This window comes from Paenibacillus auburnensis (assembly GCF_927798115.1).
Taxonomy (GTDB): domain Bacteria; phylum Bacillota; class Bacilli; order Paenibacillales; family Paenibacillaceae; genus Paenibacillus_AQ; species Paenibacillus_AQ auburnensis.
In genome coordinates, this window is record NZ_CAKMMG010000010.1 from 169,677 (window position 1) to 185,737 (window position 16,061).

A 16,061-nucleotide genomic window follows, 5' to 3' on the forward strand; every position below is an offset into this window, starting at 1 on the left:
GTCCTATAGAACGTGAACTTAAGAATGTTCCATTAGAACTTCGTGCTTAAGTTCCCTTATCTAGCGTCACATCCTACCTCTGGTCAAACTTAAAGCCGCCCGGAAAATCCGGACGGCTGAGGTATGTTATGGATTATTTCAAGTATTTCAGCGGATTGACCGCTGTACCGTTCTTGCGGATTTCGAAATGAAGGTGGGTACCGGTCGAACGCCCCGTGTTGCCCATAATGCCAATCTTGCCGCCTTGCTCAAGCCGTTGTCCAACCGATACAGAAATTCTGCTCAAGTGGCCGTAATATGTCACATACCCATTTTTGTGGTCGACGATAACCACATTACCGTACCCGCTCTGCACCCCTGCGAAAGTTACGGTTCCGGCATCGGCTGCTTTAATGGTGCGGTTGCCCGATACAAGGTCGACCCCTTTATGAACACGTCCCCAACGTTCGCCGAAGCTGCTGGATAAGGCTGCGCCGCTGACCGGCCAGGCGAACATGCCTGTTCCTTCACCGACAACCTTCGTTCCCCGGTAGACCACTTCAGGCAGTGATTCCTTCACTACTGTCTGGCCGAGCCACTCTTCCTTCACAACCAGGCCGTTTTCCTTCGTCAGCCGGTACTGCATTTCCTTCAGCCCGGTCTGGCCCGGGCGCACTACCTTGCTCTTGCCTGCTGGCAGCTGATCGCTGGTACGGACAATAACCTCAGGTTCTGTAACTACCTGCTCGGTCACCTGTTCTACCGTAACTACCGTAAGCGCAGGCTGCGGAACCGTTAATTGCAGCTCATCCCCGATCTGCAGGGTGAGCTCCTTCACTGCAGGATTGTTTCGGAAAATCTCATCCTGCGTAATGCTGAACCGTTTGGCAATTCCGGAGATCGTATCGCCTTCCTGCACGGTATAGACAACTGGCTCCTCTTTGCCTTCGGTCAGTGCCTTGACTGCTTCCTCCACGCTCATCACTTTGTTAGGGTCAGCCTTTACCGGAACAATGCTCACTTCTTCCTCAATGGAGGCTGATTTGATCTTATCCCCACCAGCCGATGTAGCCAGAGTCTTGCTGCTGGCAGCCGACATCTTCTTCAGCTGGGCACCAGCCGCCGCAGCTACTGCCGGAGCATAATGCTCTTTGATGCCATTCAGCACCGCATTTGCTGTCTCCTGATCCTTGACGATCCCAACAGATTTACCATCGACAGTCAATTGTACACCGACCGCGTACGCCTTGAGCATGCCATTCAGCTTGTCTAGGGTACCTTCACTGTCAATTTCCGGTTTATACGCCTGCTCTTGCTCCGTGGTAATACCGCTTGTCTGCAGTACCATCACTGAATCCGGATACTTCGTCTGATATTCCTGACGCTTCTCTTCGAACAGCCGGTCAAGTTCAGACTCCTCACTGATCTTGCCGATTTCCTCGCCCTTCACCAGTACCTTGTAATAGGTTACCGTGTTTGCGGCCACATATTTCTTCTCTGCCCCGACTAAAAAGGCAGACAGCAGCACCAGACCGGCATAAGCCGCAATCCAGGAGCGCCGCAATCTCCGCGGTTTAGGTTCCTGATGAAAGACATTGGCTTCGCTCTCTGCGCTGAATTCCGCGGGTGTCTGTTCACTGCTCCGCAGCTTCCCCATCCGGCGCATGAATTTAAATCCCTTCATCAAACTCTCCCTTTCAATTGCCCGTTCAGTCCGCTATAGAGCGGACAAGCTTGTTTTACGACCCCTTATATATATTCTGCTGCATCTATTTTTCTATTTGCGTTAGTGTGAATGATCTTGTTGTCCTGAACTGAGAAGATACGGTTCTAAAGCCCTTAAGAAACCGGACAATATCCCCCTCGTCTAGCGAAAAATATAAGTATAAATCATGCCGTGAAACCTATGTTTTTCAGCCGTTTAAAAGGTTACAAAAATTTAACCCCTTCTAGTCCTTTTTTACTGTACCATAGCCGGGAGAAAAATTTCAACTTAGTTGTCATGGCAAAACCCGCGAAAATCGCGGGTTTTTATCCAAAATATGACGATTAAACATTATAATTGTGTCAATAAAGTGACGCTTTTTTAATCCTGTACATTCTCATCCGCCCCAGGTGTAAGCATTTTCATTAGCATCTCATATTCATCCTGATCCACGTATTTGGCAATGACTCCCTGTATTTCCTTCACTTCACTTTCCGTCAATCCATCCTCCATCGCTGTGGAGATCTTCTGCATCTCCTCCTGTGGAAGCTTGGTCATCAGAATATTGAAGATATTGGCCTTCTCCTCAGCTGGCAGGCTGTCCTTAAGCTCGCTCATCGCATCCGGTGTCATAACCAGCTGCTGATCCATGCCCCCGTTACCCTGTTCGTCCGCATCTGCAGCTTCTCCCATAACGGCCAAGGCATCTTCAGGAACCTTTTCCTCTACAGCCTTGTCGCTGTCATTAGCGGGTGTATTCCCGGTATTCTTCTTGTCCGTCTGGGTTGCAGCTGGAACAGTGTCCTTCAGATCGTCCTTAATATCCGTAGAATCCGCCTTCGACCCCATTCCCGTCAGACTTTTCACAAAGCCGCCGATGCCCGGTTCCGGTCCATCCAGTTTAATATCAAAGCTTGCCAGAACAGACTGAATATACGTATTGACTACATAGGCGGTAGTCAGTACGGACAGCGCGCTGGCCAGCACGACAATCAGGCATACGCCAATTGCACTTTTGACTATTTTCACCATCATCTCTCCTTGCCCTCTGTCTTATCCCATTTCCCGTAAGATCAGTCCTTTAGCACTGTATTCTTCCAGTATTGACCAGATTGAGCAGTGGGAAACCTGCAGCGGGCAAAGAGAGTACCACCATGGAATACACTGTGTACAAAAAAAAGGGCCCCCTCCGGGACCCTTGTGATTTACAGCTTAGATGTAGATAGGCAATACCTGATTAGTCTGCTCACGGTTACGTCCTACGGAGAAGATCGCAATCGGAATGCCTGTAAGCTCTGCTACACGTTCTACGTATCGGCGTGTATTGGCCGGCAGATCGTCCAAAGTCTTGGCTGCGGTAATATCCTCGTTCCAGCCTGGAAGCTCTTCATAGACCGCTTCACATTCAGCCAGCATTTTGAGACTGGCCGGGTAGTGGGTAATTACCTCACCGCGGTATTTGTAGCCTGTGCAGATTTTGACTGTATCCAGGCCGCTGAGTACATCCAGTGAGTTGAGTGACAGACCGGTAATTCCGCTGACACGGCGGGCATGACGTACAACTACACTGTCAAACCAGCCGACACGGCGTGCGCGTCCGGTTACAGTACCGTATTCATGGCCGGTCTCACGGATGTAATCGCCGGTTGCATCATTCAGTTCTGTAGGGAACGGGCCATCGCCGACACGGGTTGTGTAAGCTTTGGCAACGCCGATAACCTGCTTGATCTTCGAAGGACCCACACCGGAACCGATGCATACACCGCCGGCTGATGGATTCGAGGAAGTTACAAACGGATATGTTCCTTGGTCGATATCCAGCATTACACCTTGTGCGCCCTCGAACAACACTCTGGAATCCGCATCAATCGCATCATTGAGTACAACCGACGTGTCGGTTACATAACCGCGAAGCACTTCTGCATATTCCAGATATTTTACCAGAATCTCTTCCACATCAAGCGGCTCTGCACCGTATACCTGTGTGATAACCTGGTTCTTCTCTTCCATTAAGTGACGAAGTCTAAGCTCGAATTCCTCAGCGTCCATCAGATCGGCGATCCGGATACCGTTGCGGGCAGCTTTGTCCATATAAGCGGGGCCGATTCCCTTACGGGTCGTGCCAATTTTGTTCGGGCCTTTACGGTCTTCTTCAAGCGCATCCAGCAGCATATGATAGGGCATAATGACATGGGCACGATCACTAATCACCAGATTTTTGGTGTCGAAGCCGTTCTCATGAATATAATTAATTTCTTGGATCAGGGCTTCGGGATTGATCACCATTCCGTTACCGATTACGCAAGTTTTCTCTTTATAAAATACACCAGATGGAATCAAGCTCAGCTTGAATTTCTTCCCGTCAATCAGAATCGTGTGACCGGCATTGTTACCCCCCTGATACCGGGCGACCACATCTGCGCTCTCCGCCAGAAAATCCGTGATCTTCCCTTTGCCTTCGTCTCCCCATTGTGTTCCCACGACGACTACCGTTGACATGTTCATTCCTCCGTAGGTGCTAGCTTAGCACCATTATTTTTCATAATATGGGCTCTGTACAGCGTTCTTATGTACGCAGCCCTCCGGACGCTATGCGGTTTAACCCGCTAAAGCACAATAACCAGTGTAACAGCGGTACTTTTTAAAGTCAAATAAAAACGAACGATCACACAAGGAAATGTGCAATCGTTCGGATATTGTGCATAAATCGCCTAACCTGCAAATGGTTCAGCATGCGCCCGCTCGTAGTTGACGAACTTGTTGAAATTCTTCAAGAAAACGAGCTCTACGGTGCCTACAGGACCATTACGCTGTTTGGCAATAATTATTTCAATAATGTTCTTCTTTTCCGTGTCCTGGTTATAGTAATCATCACGGTACAGGAAGGCTACGATATCCGCATCCTGCTCGATTGAACCCGACTCACGAAGGTCACTCATCATCGGACGTTTATCCTGACGCTGCTCTACACCACGGCTAAGCTGGGACAGGGCAATGACCGGTACATCCAATTCGCGGGCAATCTGCTTCAGTGTACGCGAGATCTCCGATACTTCCTGCTGGCGGTTCTCCCCGCCCTTGCCGCGTCCCTGAATCAGCTGCAAGTAGTCGATGACGATCATGCCAAGGCCCTTTTCCTTCTTAAGCCTGCGGCATTTGGCGCGGATATCCGTAACGGTAACCCCGGGCGTATCATCAATATAGATTTCGGCTTCAGACAGAGACTGAATTCCCATCGTCAGCTTGGACCAGTCGTCATCGCTCTTGAATTCACCGGTACGCATAATATTGGCATCCAGATTGGCTTCAGCGCAAATCATACGCTGTACCAGCTGCGGTGCCGACATTTCCAGACTGAAGATGGCAACCGTCTCTTTGGCGCGGACCGCCACATTCTGGGCAATATTCAGTGCAAATGCCGTCTTCCCTACAGAAGGACGGGCAGCCACAATGATCAAGTCATTACGCTGGAAGCCGTTAGTCATATGGTCGAGATCGACGAACCCCGTAGGAATCCCTGAGGTACCGCCTTTGTTCTGATGGAGCAGCTCTACACGGTCAAATACCTGCATGAGGACATCGCGGATGGCAATAAACCCGCTGCCGCTGCGGCGGTTAGAGATTTCTAAGATCCGCCGCTCCGCATCGCTTAGCATGATGCCTACATCTTCACCGCCGGTATAACCTTCGCTGACAATTTGCGTCGCTGTGCGGATCAGCCGCCGCAGCATCGCCTTTTCCTCGATAATTTGAGCGTAATAGTCCACGTTGGCCGCAGTCGGCACTGCATGCGCCAGCTTAGCCAAATAGCTGACACCGCCGATATCCTCAAGCTCTCCCCTGTCCTGAAGCCGGGAAGTCAGGGTAATCAGGTCAATCGGCTGGCTCTCTTCTCCGAGCTGCACCATCGCCTCAAAAATCATCTGATGCGGTTTATCGTAGAAGTCTTCGGTATTCACCCGCTCCATCGCGGTAATCAGCGCTTCATCATGCAGCAGAACAGCACCTAGTACGGCCTGCTCCGCCTCCAGATTCTGCGGGGGAACCCGATCGAAAAAGAGATCTCCACCCATGTTACTCCTCCGTTACCTGAACCGTGAGGTTAGCCTTTACTTCAGTATGCAGCTTCACTTGAACCTGGAATGTACCCACATGGCGGATCGGGTCGCTCAGTTCAATTTTGCGCTTGTCAATAACGATGCCTTGGGATGCAGCCAGCGTTTCCGCAATCTGCTTGCTGGTGATTGCGCCGAACAGGCGACCGCCCTCTCCCGATTTAGCTTTTAGCGTCAGTGTCAGCTCGTCCAGCTTCTTGCCGAGCTGCTGTGCTTCTGCCTTCTCTTGATCCTTGCGGCGCTGTTCAGCAGCGGCCTGGTTCTCCAGTGTTTTTACATTGCCTTCTGTAGCTGGACGAACCAGCCCGCGCGGCAGCAGGAAGTTGGCTGCATATCCTTCCGATACCTCTTTAACCTGCCCCTTTTTACCTTGTCCCTTAACATCTTTTATGAAAATGACCTTCATTCGAACAGCCCCTCTTTCGCTTCAATTTCAGCCAGCACTTCCAGCAGTCTGGCTTCTGCTTCCTTACTTGTTCCTTCAAGCTGTACCGCAGCGTTGGACAAATGTCCGCCGCCGCCCAGCTTCTCCATCACTACCTGAACATTCATCCGCCCGAGTGAACGGGCGCTGATGCCGATCAGGCCGTCAGGCCGCTCACTGATGACAAAGGACGCCACCACGTTAGTCATCCCAAGCAGCGTATCGGCAGTCTGGGCGATAAGCAGCTGCGGGATTTTCATTCCCGGTGCGGTTACAACCAGCGCTATATGATCATACACCATTCGCGCATGCTTGATAATTTCGGCTTTGGAGATATACTCCTGTAAATCCTCCTTCAGCATCCGCTGGATGAGGATTGTATCCGCCCCGATCCGCCGCAGGAAACCTGCCGCTTCAAAGGTGCGGGATCCGGTATGGAGGGCAAAATGCTTCGTGTCTACCGTAATCCCGGCGAGCAGCATGGTTGCCTCCAGCGGACTAAGCTTGATCTTATCGTGGATATACTGCAGCAGCTCTGTCACAAGCTCACAGGTGGAGGATGCATACGGCTCAAGATACACCAGCACCGCTTCGTTGATGAATTCCTCGCCCCGCCGGTGATGGTCTACGACCACAATCCGGCTGGCATATTGCACGAGTCGCGGCTCCATCGTCATTGAAGCCTTATGGGTATCTACAACGATCAGCAGTGTATGCTCAGTCATGACCTGCAGCGCCTGCTCTGTGGTGATAAAGGTCTTATACAGATCCTCGTCCCGCTTGATCTGCTCCATCATCCGGGTAATGGAGGGATTAGGCGTCTCCATTACAATACTGGCTTCCACATTGTACATCTGGGCCGCCTTGAGCAGGCCAATCGCTGCCCCTACGGCATCGATATCAGGGTTACGGTGCCCCATAATCAGCACCTTATCGCTCTCCTGCATCAGATCGCGCAGGGCATGGGCAATAACCCGCGCCCGGACTCTCGTCCGCTTCTCTGCGGCGTTGCTCTTGCCGCCGTAGAAGGACAGGCGCTGGCCCGCCTTCACGGCTGCCTGGTCTCCGCCTCGTCCCAGCGCCATGTCCAGACTGGACTGCGCCAGCGCTCCCAGCTCGCTGGCAGACTCTGCGCCATACGCGAGGCCGATGCTCAGCGTCATCGGCACCTTGAGGTCGGCAGTCATTTCGCGCACCTCATCGAGGATGACAAACCGGCTCTCCTCCAGTGCCTGCAGGCTGCGATGATTAAGCAGCATCAGATATCGTTCGGAAGACAGCCGCCGGAGATACACCTCGAACTGCTTGCTCCACTCGGTAATCTCACTGGCCACCTTGGCGATCAGCGAGGTACGCTGCTGATCATCCATGCCCTGAGCCGCTTCATCGAGATTGTCCATCATTACAATGCCGATAGCCAGTTTCTCTTCTTCATAGCGCTCGCGCAGCACTACAAGCTCAGTAATGTCATATAGATACAGCATACGTTCACTAGGAATAATCACAGCCTGGTAATACCGGTCGTCTACAGTGATCTCCTGTCTGACATCCTTAAGTGTGCCGAGGTCCTTAGCGGTTTCCCGCTTGACCGGACCAGTGCCCGTCAGTCCAGGCACTACATCAGGTAGTAATTCCTGCAGCTCTTCGCCTACCAGCGATTTGCGGCTAAAAATATCACTGGCATTACGGTTGTTCCACTCCACCGTGCGGTCCTCGCTGTAGAGGATGATTCCAAGGGGGAGCATACTGACCGCTTCCCCTTCGACCCGCTTGATACGAAAGGACAGGCCGTTAATATATTCCACCAGATTGCGCCGGAACGCCAGCTCCGCCTGCAGCATCGAGAAGCACAAGGTGCCGGCCAGAAACAGACTGGTCACACCCAGAACCCAGTTGTAGATACTGACGATGATAATAAGGACCAGCAGCAGCATAAACGCCCAGACGGTATGATAGCCGTGCCAGCGTCTTTGCAGAAATTTAGGCATGACCTCTCACCCTATCGTTTCGATTTCTTCACAAGCTCCCGCAGCGGGAACGCAATATCGATAATACCGATAATCCAAAGCCCCGGCAGCCAGGCAACGAGCAGTGACAGCAATATAGCCACAATCTTACTCCACTTGCGCTCATGGACCAGGAAGAACACGAACCCGATGGTCTGAATCTTAAATACAATTTGGAGTAATGGCAGCATATTGGCGGAGATCATCAGCATAAAGCTGCTATCCGAATTGCCAGAGAACAGGCTAATTACAACGCCCAGCAGATAGTACCAGATAAAAGATCTTGAAAGTCTCCATTCGCGCGCAGGCTTCAGCTTCGGAACCGCATATCCCATACTGTTAAGGATAGGGCGAACAATGGAGTGGGTGATTACAGCCATCATAAAGGAGCTTAGAATCAGAGTCATCGGAATGACCTGTATCGTCATATGACTGATTGTGTTTACATCCTCAGATGTAAGGTTGAACTCACTGATCATCGGATTGCCTGTACCCAGATCGGAGAGCGGAGACATTACCATTTGCATCATATCATTCACGTAAGTGGAAAGATCAAAATTGAACAGCGCTGTACCAATCACCAGCAGCAGCAGAAACTCACCCAGAATGGTAACGGTTCCTGCCATGATGGTGGATAATGCCGAGGAGCGTCTTTTATACCATCGTCCCATCACTAAAGCCGGGATCAGGAAATACAGTGCTAACAATACGTAGACAGGTGTAATCAGGCCTACAATCAGCAGGATCGGCAATAGATGCACAATAAACTGTTTTGTACTCAGGGTAGTGAACAACACTACGGCCGGAATAGTTAAGAAAAGTGTAGTAATGATGAGCAGCGGGGTTGATAGGGATAGCAGCAGCAGCAAGTAGGCGATGCTCCATGCCACAGATGTCCAGCGAAATTTCAACAGTTTTCACCTCTTACGCATATGTTCTTCTAACGCAGATATATCCTGGTACCATTCTTCAAGCTGATGCCCTTCCTGCCTGTGCTTTCTTAGCTTCTCCAGTAATAAATCATCCAGTTCGCGGTAAGGAATGCCAAGTCTGCGGCCCAAGATATAAGAGCTCATAATCAGACTCGCCAGACTGTCGCCTACACGGGCGGTACTGCCTTCCCAAAGCGCTTTAAATAACCGTGAGACTTGATCGATTACTTCGGTCTTTAACCACTCAATAACCTTGGCGCGTTTGGCCACATCCAGATCCTTCGGCACATTGGGCATGTCTCTCTACCTCCGGCAAAAAGCATTATTCTCCATTATAGCATAAATATTTCCCAGTCACACGGGAGGGTCCGGCCCCCTGGTAACTGCAAATACTTGCCTTTCAAAAAAGGCCCGCATTCCGTTATCGCCGGAAATACAGGCCCTAAAGTTCATCTGCTTCTGCCGTGATATATAGGTTATAAAGATTCCTGCGATTGCCGGGAGACGACCTTCTCACAATATTCAATGATTTGACTCCGGCGGACAATACCGATGAACCGGTTCATGTCATCAACCACCGGCACAAAGTTCTGCACTTTAGCCAGGTTGATCAGATCTTCCATATCAGCATCGATCGAGACCGGCAGATTATTCATCCGCAGCGGTACATCCTTCAGCAAATATTTTGAAGCATTCTCAAAGGTAACCGTCCCGCCCGAATCCTTCATGTACCAGAGCAGATCCCCTTCTGTCACCGTGCCGGCATATTCTCCGTTGCGGTTCAGAATCGGTACAGCGGTATAGCGGTGAAACTCCATCCGTTCCAAGGTCTGGCGCAGTGTTGAATCCAAGGTAACACAGGCCACTTCTTGTTTAGGAAGTAAAAAAAACGCAATATTCATCTCTTGATCCTCCTCAAAGAGTTCCGAAGGAATTAACCCTGCTATTTAGGGCACCCGTAGTAATACGCCTTACCCAGCAATTCGTTCCACTCCATTATACCATGAAGACAGGAAGCAGCAGCCACTAACATTACACATGGCTGCTGCATTCTTACTCTTATGGTATTTGCTACGGGCTGATTACTGTGCTGCTGCTGTAGCCGAAGGCTCCAGTGCATTTTCAGCCTTGCCCGGCTCGATCAGCTGGCTTACCGGAGTGCCGGCATTCATCCAGTTGTCGATCATCGTTCTGGCTTCGCTCAAATCCTCTTCATCGACGATATCGTAATATACACCGTTAATCTTTTTGCCTTCACCCATGACGGTAAAGCTGGAAATATCCATATCCTTGCCGCCCATAAACTTTTTGGCGAGACTAATAATGGTGGAAGGCTGCAGGTCAGTCTTGAAATTCTCGCCCATAATATCGAGCAGTTCAGGGATTTTGCCAATTTGGCTGATTGATAACATTTTATTCGCAACTACATCAATAAAGACCTGCTGGCGTTTCGTCCGGTTAAAATCGCTGTCTTCGCGGTAGCGGGTATAATTAAGGGCTTCTTCGCCGCTATAGTTTGATTTGCCGCCTTCGATGGTGAACTTCTCATGATCAGCGCCTTTGTTCACAATATCCTTTTTGATGGGCAGCGGAACACCGCCGATGGCATCGACCGCATCCTTAAGTCCCTGGAAATTGATCGTTGCATAATATTGAATGTCATGGCCGAGCAGCGCTTCCAGTGTATCTTTTGCCATCTGCTGACCGCCGAAAGCATACGCATGGGTGATTTTATCCTTTTTGTTGCCCTTGTGCCCGATGATTTCCGTATACGTATCGCGAGGGATGGAGATCAGCAGAATTTTGTAATCCTCCGGACGGATAACGGCATAGATCATCGTATCCGAACGTGCTGTCTCATTCGCCCGCTGATCTGTCCCCAGCAGCATTAAGGAGAACGGATCGCTTTTGTAGACAACGGGTTCCGCTTGTACAGTGGACGTGCTGTCCTTAACCAGCGGCTCATACGACTCTTCTGCCAGTTTGGACTCCACCCGGTCGGCCAGGAAAAGATCAAAGGCCAGGACAGAAAGCGGTTTTTGAAACAAAAAGCCTCCGGCGAGAATGACTACAACGGCTATAAGAGCTATATACCTTTTTTTAAACTTATTTTTTTTCATAAATGGCTTCCTTCTTTGTGTTGGAATATACAGAATAAACAAATGATTGCTTGCGATCTATTTACAATGCCTACCCGTCGCTTACCAGGCACTCATGTCTGAATTTCTCTAGGCCGTTTCACTTGCCCTATTCGGTCTTATTGTCCCCCCTTTCAGGAATCAGGGTCGTTCTAATTGTAGAATAAACCTGGAAAACTGCTTTGACACAAACAATATTTCTATTGTAATCACTTGTGCCTTAAAAAGAAATAACAAAAAACGACATTAATAGTACGTTAGCTGCCGGTAATTACTTAAGTATATGACGCTCAAAATTGCGATTTGTTTTATTCCGGCAAAAAAAAACAGAACCGGCAGGCCCTATGCGTATACATCACGGGGGCCCTGCGGTTCTGTTGCTGTTTAATCTATTTCCTTAATCCACCACTTGTCCGGCTCAATAATATTGCTCATGGAATCGACATGCACACCCTGCAGGCGCTTGTTCACAGCAGTAATATTTACCCGCTCTGCAAAAAAGATCATCGGTACTTCCTCATTAATCAGCTTCTGCCATTCATAATAAATCTGCTTCCGGTATTCCTTATCATAGGCTTTGTTCCCCACTCCTTCACGGATCAGCTCTTCACTTTGCTCTGAGGACCAGCGGGAGTAGTTCCACAAATCGGTTGCCCGCCAGAGTCCTGAAGGATCGGGGTCGCTTGCCAGTCCCCATACTCCGTTGAATAATTCAACAGTAGAGTCATCCTTTTCCACTGCCTCATAAAACAGATTCAGCTCCTTGAGTGCCCCGCCATTCAGCCGCACATCTAACCCTACATCCCGCCAGTTCTGTAAAATAGCCTGTGTACGCTCTTCGGTTGTACTGCTGCCGCTCATAGCATCATAATGAATAACCAGCTTCTGGCCCTTCGGATCCTCACGCATTCCATCGCCATCTACATCGAGATAACCCGCTTCATCAAGCAGAACCTCCGCCTTCTCCGGGCTGTATGGATACGTATCAATTTCAGTATCGGGAATCTTGGCCCAGCTGGAGCTTGGAATCGGTGTCTCAATCAGCTTGCCCAGTCCATAGGAGTATTGGTTAATGATCCCTTCCCGGTCCAAGGCGTAATACATTGCTTTGCGCAGACGTTTGTCGGTGAATTTGGGGTTGTCCATCACATTCCGCTGTGCAGTTTCATCCCAATGGCCGAATTTAAAGCCTATGTATTCGTAAGACAGCTCCGGCGATTGCATAAGGGATATGTTATCGAGCTCTTTAAGTGCGGCAAAGGTATCCCGCGGTGCCGTACCAATATCAATGCCGCCCGTTTTCAAAAGTCCGGTAATCTCACTCTCCTTTACTACCTTATAATTAATACCATCTAATAAAGCCTTGCCCTTATAATAATTATCAAACCGCTGCATCCGGACAAGCTGGCCGGGCTGAATCTCCTTCACCTCAAAGGGGCCAATGCCGATCGGCCTCTTGCGTACCTGATCACTGTCGGCCATATCTTTAACAGCTACTCCGCTAAAATATTTCTTATTCATCGGATACGGCCACAAGTTGTCGATGGTGTTCACCCGTGCCGAATTCACGGTAATCCTTAGTGTGTACGGGTCTATAACCTTTACACCGCTTAGCTCATCTGTTTCTCCGCGATGGTAGGCTTCCACGCCCTTTATCATTTCCACACTATAATACCTGGAGCCTGTATAATCAGGGCTTGCAATCGTCTCCAGCGCAAATTTCCAGTCTTCAACCGTTAATTCATCTCCATTATGCCAGCGGACCCCCGGTCTGATGTTGAAGGTAAATACGGTATGGTCATCGGATTCCTTCCAGGAAGCGATGTTAGGAACGGTTGTCAAATCATCCTTCACAGTAAACATGGCCTCAGTAATGAAATCAAGCACATTGGAATCATCGTCGCCCTCAAAAAACGCCGGGTCAAACAGGCCCTGGAACGGAGCAGTATATGCATAAGTAACGGTACCGCCTGAGATGGCTTTATCCTCCGCCTTGCTGTAGCGTACCGGGTAGGAATCGCCGCCTGAACCAGCGCCATTACATGCCGACAGAATAATAGTCATTACCAGCAGAAGTCCGCTGATCTTCAATTTAAGCATGAAGTCCTTCCTTTCTTCTATACCTGCATTCAAGTGAAAGCGTTTTCTAATATTTATTTTATTAAAAATGGTTTTTATTACTCTCATCTAATTCCATAATAAGCTATATATATCATATAATGCGTAAATTTTTAAATCATGAATTTAACAAACTACAATATTGAGGATAACCAATAATCGAGCAGATGTGAAGCCCAATAAATGGATGCTGTATCTGAGAGGTTATTCTCCCGGCAAAAAAGGCCTGCCCAACGGGCAGACCTGCAGCTATAAATCTCCGTTCAATCCTCTTCGTCTGTGCGGATGATGCTTAACCCCTCTACATGCCGTTTTCGCATCAGCTTGCGCTTTTTTCGGTCTTCCTTGGTCTCGAAAATAATATCAAAATCGTAGTCCTCCGGGTACAGCTCATCCTTAGACAAGTAGGGTTTCAGCCGTTTATGGTTGAAGCGCATTTTTTCCTTCTGGATCATTACACCGACTATGCCCATACTGTCTTGTTTTGCATAAACGATTCCTGTCCGGTTAAGGGAGCTGACATAAACGGCATCGCCAATTTCAAAGCCGGATGACGGGTTTTTGTTGTCTTTTGCCGAATCCGCCTCTTCCTCTACCCGGGCTGGCTTATCTTCCCCAGGATTTCTGCGCAGCTCATGCTTGGCATATGCTCTTATGCCCTTCCCTCTGCCTGCCGCCGTCTCCGGACCCTGCTGCTCCCGCTGCTGCACCACGAGCTGGTGTGAACGCCGGATAACCTCCGCAGGAATGCCCAGCTTCTCGGCAATTTGCAGCGCGTAACTCTCTCCAGCCTCGCCGATTGTCAGCCGATATAATGGCTGCAGTGTATCCTTATCAAACTCCATCCGCGCATTTTCGAAACCCGGGGTAGACGCTGCGAATACTTTTAGCTCGCTAAAATGTGTGGTAACTATGATATTGGCCCCACGCCGGTTCAGCTCCTCCAGAATAGCAATGGAGAGTGCAAAGCCCTCTCCCGGGTCTGTCCCCGCCGCAAGCTCATCAATCAGCAGCAGCACACCTCTGCCAGCGTAACGCAGCATCCCCTCTATACTCTTCATCTGGGCCGAGAAGGTGCTTAGAGACTGTGTGAGGCTCTGTCCGTCTCCGATCACACTGATCATATCTGAGAATACCGTAAAATCGCTGTCCTCCTCTACGGGAACCAGCAGCCCGGACTGTACCATCGCGGTCAGGAGGCCCAGCGTCTTGAGAACAACTGTTTTCCCGCCGGTATTAGGGCCGGTAACAATCAGTGATTTATAGCCCTGGCCAAACTCCAGGCTTACAGGTACCATATCCTTCAGTTCGGGATGTCTGCCGCCGTTCATCCGTAAGAATCCACGCTCATTCAAGGCCACCTTCCTAGCCCCGAGAGTTCTGGCGTATTTAGCCTTGGCAAAGATGAAATCATAGGTGCCTGTTACCTCAATATTGATACGCAGCGCCTCCTGCTCTTGCTCTACAAGGCCGCTCAGCATACTCAGGATGATACTCTCTTCTCTGGCTTCATCCGCTGCCAGCAGCTCAAGCTCGCCCTGCAGGGCGGCTACCTCATAAGGCTCCACGAACACTGTCTGCCCGCTGGTGGACTGGTCCAGCACAGACCCCTTCACCTGCTTGTGATACTCCCGTTTCACAGGGATCACATACCGGCCGCCCCGCATGCTGACCAGGTTCTCCTGAAGGATCGACTGATGCCTGGACATAATGCTCTCCAGCTTCCTTTGCAGCCGTTCCTTAGCTACTGCCAGCTTCTTCCGCACCCGCTCCAGTCCCTTGCTTGCCTGATCATCAATTACCCCGAAGCGGATACAGCGTTCAATCTCTTCCCTTACCTGCCTCAGCTCCAGCAGTGACGCTCCATAAGCAGCAATACGCGGGGCAATCTGCTCTTTAGAGGCCATATACTTGCGCAGCTGAGTGCAGCTGTTCAGGAAAGTAACGATGGCTGTGAAATCCTGCTCATTGTAGAGATACCCGGTACCCATCAGAGACATGATCCATTCGATACCCTCTAATGAAGGCAGTGGAACACTTGCCCCGCGCTCCAGCAGCTCCTTGGCCTCTTCTGTTTCATCCATTGCCCGGTGTATAGCCGGCAGATATGTCATCGGACTCAGTTCACTCACCATTCTCCGGCCTTCATAGGATACGGCATGCCGTGCTACATCCTTTTTAATATCTTCATACCCGAGTGTGCTTAGACTTTCCAAATTCACTGGTATTCCTCCTCTATTCTTCAACTGTCATCGGTATTTGTTCCTAACGCAAAAAAGGGCAAAGACTGCACTATGCAGTCCTTGCCCTCATTCGAATGGTATTGTCCCCTTGATGTGCTGACCTCCGGCTTCACGACAAAAATCATGCCCGGAAAACAGAAAAAACCGTGCTCAAGAGCACGGTTGATCACAAAGAGAACAATAGCCGTAAAGAGGCCATGTTGACGCTTCGCGTGTTCTTAACTAATCATCCACTCTGCGATAAGAACTCGGTATGATTGCACATACTCAAACAGAGCAAGCCTCCGGTAAAAATGAGTCCTGCTGCTACTTATCCTCAAGTGATATGAAATTGCTTAGTTAAGAACGCTCACCAACATCAAAATTTCCCCTTTAGTTATAGGATACCTGTAATTTACTAC

Annotated in this window: 12 protein-coding genes; all 12 read right to left on the bottom strand. The window is 49.8% G+C overall.

Going from position 1 to position 16,061, the window contains the following annotated elements:
• Positions 1-133: 133 nt before the first annotated feature.
• The 12 genes from L6H70_RS24555 to L6H70_RS24610 all read right to left on the bottom strand — a co-directional run bounded on the left by L6H70_RS24555 (position 134) and on the right by L6H70_RS24610 (position 15,639).
• The gene (locus tag L6H70_RS24555; RefSeq protein WP_236336809.1) at positions 134-1,663 is read right to left on the bottom strand and encodes a peptidoglycan DD-metalloendopeptidase family protein; all 1,530 of its coding nucleotides are present in this window, start codon (positions 1,661-1,663) and stop codon (positions 134-136) included.
• A 402-nt stretch (positions 1,664-2,065) separates the two neighbouring features.
• Entirely contained in the window at positions 2,066-2,713 is a 648-nt protein-coding gene (locus L6H70_RS24560; RefSeq protein ID WP_236336810.1) for a hypothetical protein, read from the bottom strand.
• A 183-nt stretch (positions 2,714-2,896) separates the two neighbouring features.
• The gene (locus L6H70_RS24565; protein WP_236336811.1) at positions 2,897-4,183 is read right to left on the bottom strand and encodes an adenylosuccinate synthase; all 1,287 of its coding nucleotides are present in this window, start codon (positions 4,181-4,183) and stop codon (positions 2,897-2,899) included.
• 212 nt (positions 4,184-4,395) lie between these two features.
• Positions 4,396-5,757, bottom strand: coding sequence for a replicative DNA helicase (dnaB, locus tag L6H70_RS24570; protein WP_236336812.1), 1,362 nt, complete (start codon positions 5,755-5,757; stop codon positions 4,396-4,398).
• 1 nt (position 5,758) lies between these two features.
• A complete protein-coding gene (gene rplI / locus L6H70_RS24575) occupies positions 5,759-6,205 on the bottom strand; it encodes a 50S ribosomal protein L9 (protein WP_236336813.1) in 447 nt (148 codons plus the stop codon).
• On the bottom strand, positions 6,202-8,211 hold the full coding sequence (locus L6H70_RS24580) for a DHH family phosphoesterase (RefSeq protein ID WP_236336814.1): 2,010 nt from the start codon (positions 8,209-8,211) through the stop codon (positions 6,202-6,204). The genes rplI and L6H70_RS24580 overlap by 4 nt, the downstream gene beginning before the upstream one ends.
• A gap of 11 nt (positions 8,212-8,222) precedes the next feature.
• The gene (locus L6H70_RS24585; protein WP_236336817.1) at positions 8,223-9,140 is read right to left on the bottom strand and encodes a DUF2232 domain-containing protein; all 918 of its coding nucleotides are present in this window, start codon (positions 9,138-9,140) and stop codon (positions 8,223-8,225) included.
• A 6-nt stretch (positions 9,141-9,146) separates the two neighbouring features.
• Positions 9,147-9,458, bottom strand: a complete 312-nt coding sequence (locus L6H70_RS24590) for a MazG-like family protein (protein WP_054942629.1) — start codon at positions 9,456-9,458, stop codon at positions 9,147-9,149.
• Between the two features lie 179 nt (positions 9,459-9,637).
• Entirely contained in the window at positions 9,638-10,063 is a 426-nt protein-coding gene (locus L6H70_RS24595) for a CBS domain-containing protein (RefSeq protein ID WP_206102597.1), read from the bottom strand.
• Positions 10,064-10,243: 180 nt separating this feature from the next.
• A complete protein-coding gene (locus L6H70_RS24600; protein ID WP_236336818.1) occupies positions 10,244-11,281 on the bottom strand; it encodes an LCP family protein in 1,038 nt (345 codons plus the stop codon).
• 402 nt (positions 11,282-11,683) lie between these two features.
• Positions 11,684-13,399, bottom strand: a complete 1,716-nt coding sequence (opp4A, locus tag L6H70_RS24605) for an oligopeptide ABC transporter substrate-binding protein (protein ID WP_236336820.1) — start codon at positions 13,397-13,399, stop codon at positions 11,684-11,686.
• A gap of 281 nt (positions 13,400-13,680) precedes the next feature.
• Entirely contained in the window at positions 13,681-15,639 is a 1,959-nt protein-coding gene (locus L6H70_RS24610) for an endonuclease MutS2 (protein WP_236336822.1), read from the bottom strand.
• Positions 15,640-16,061: the final 422 nt, after the last annotated feature.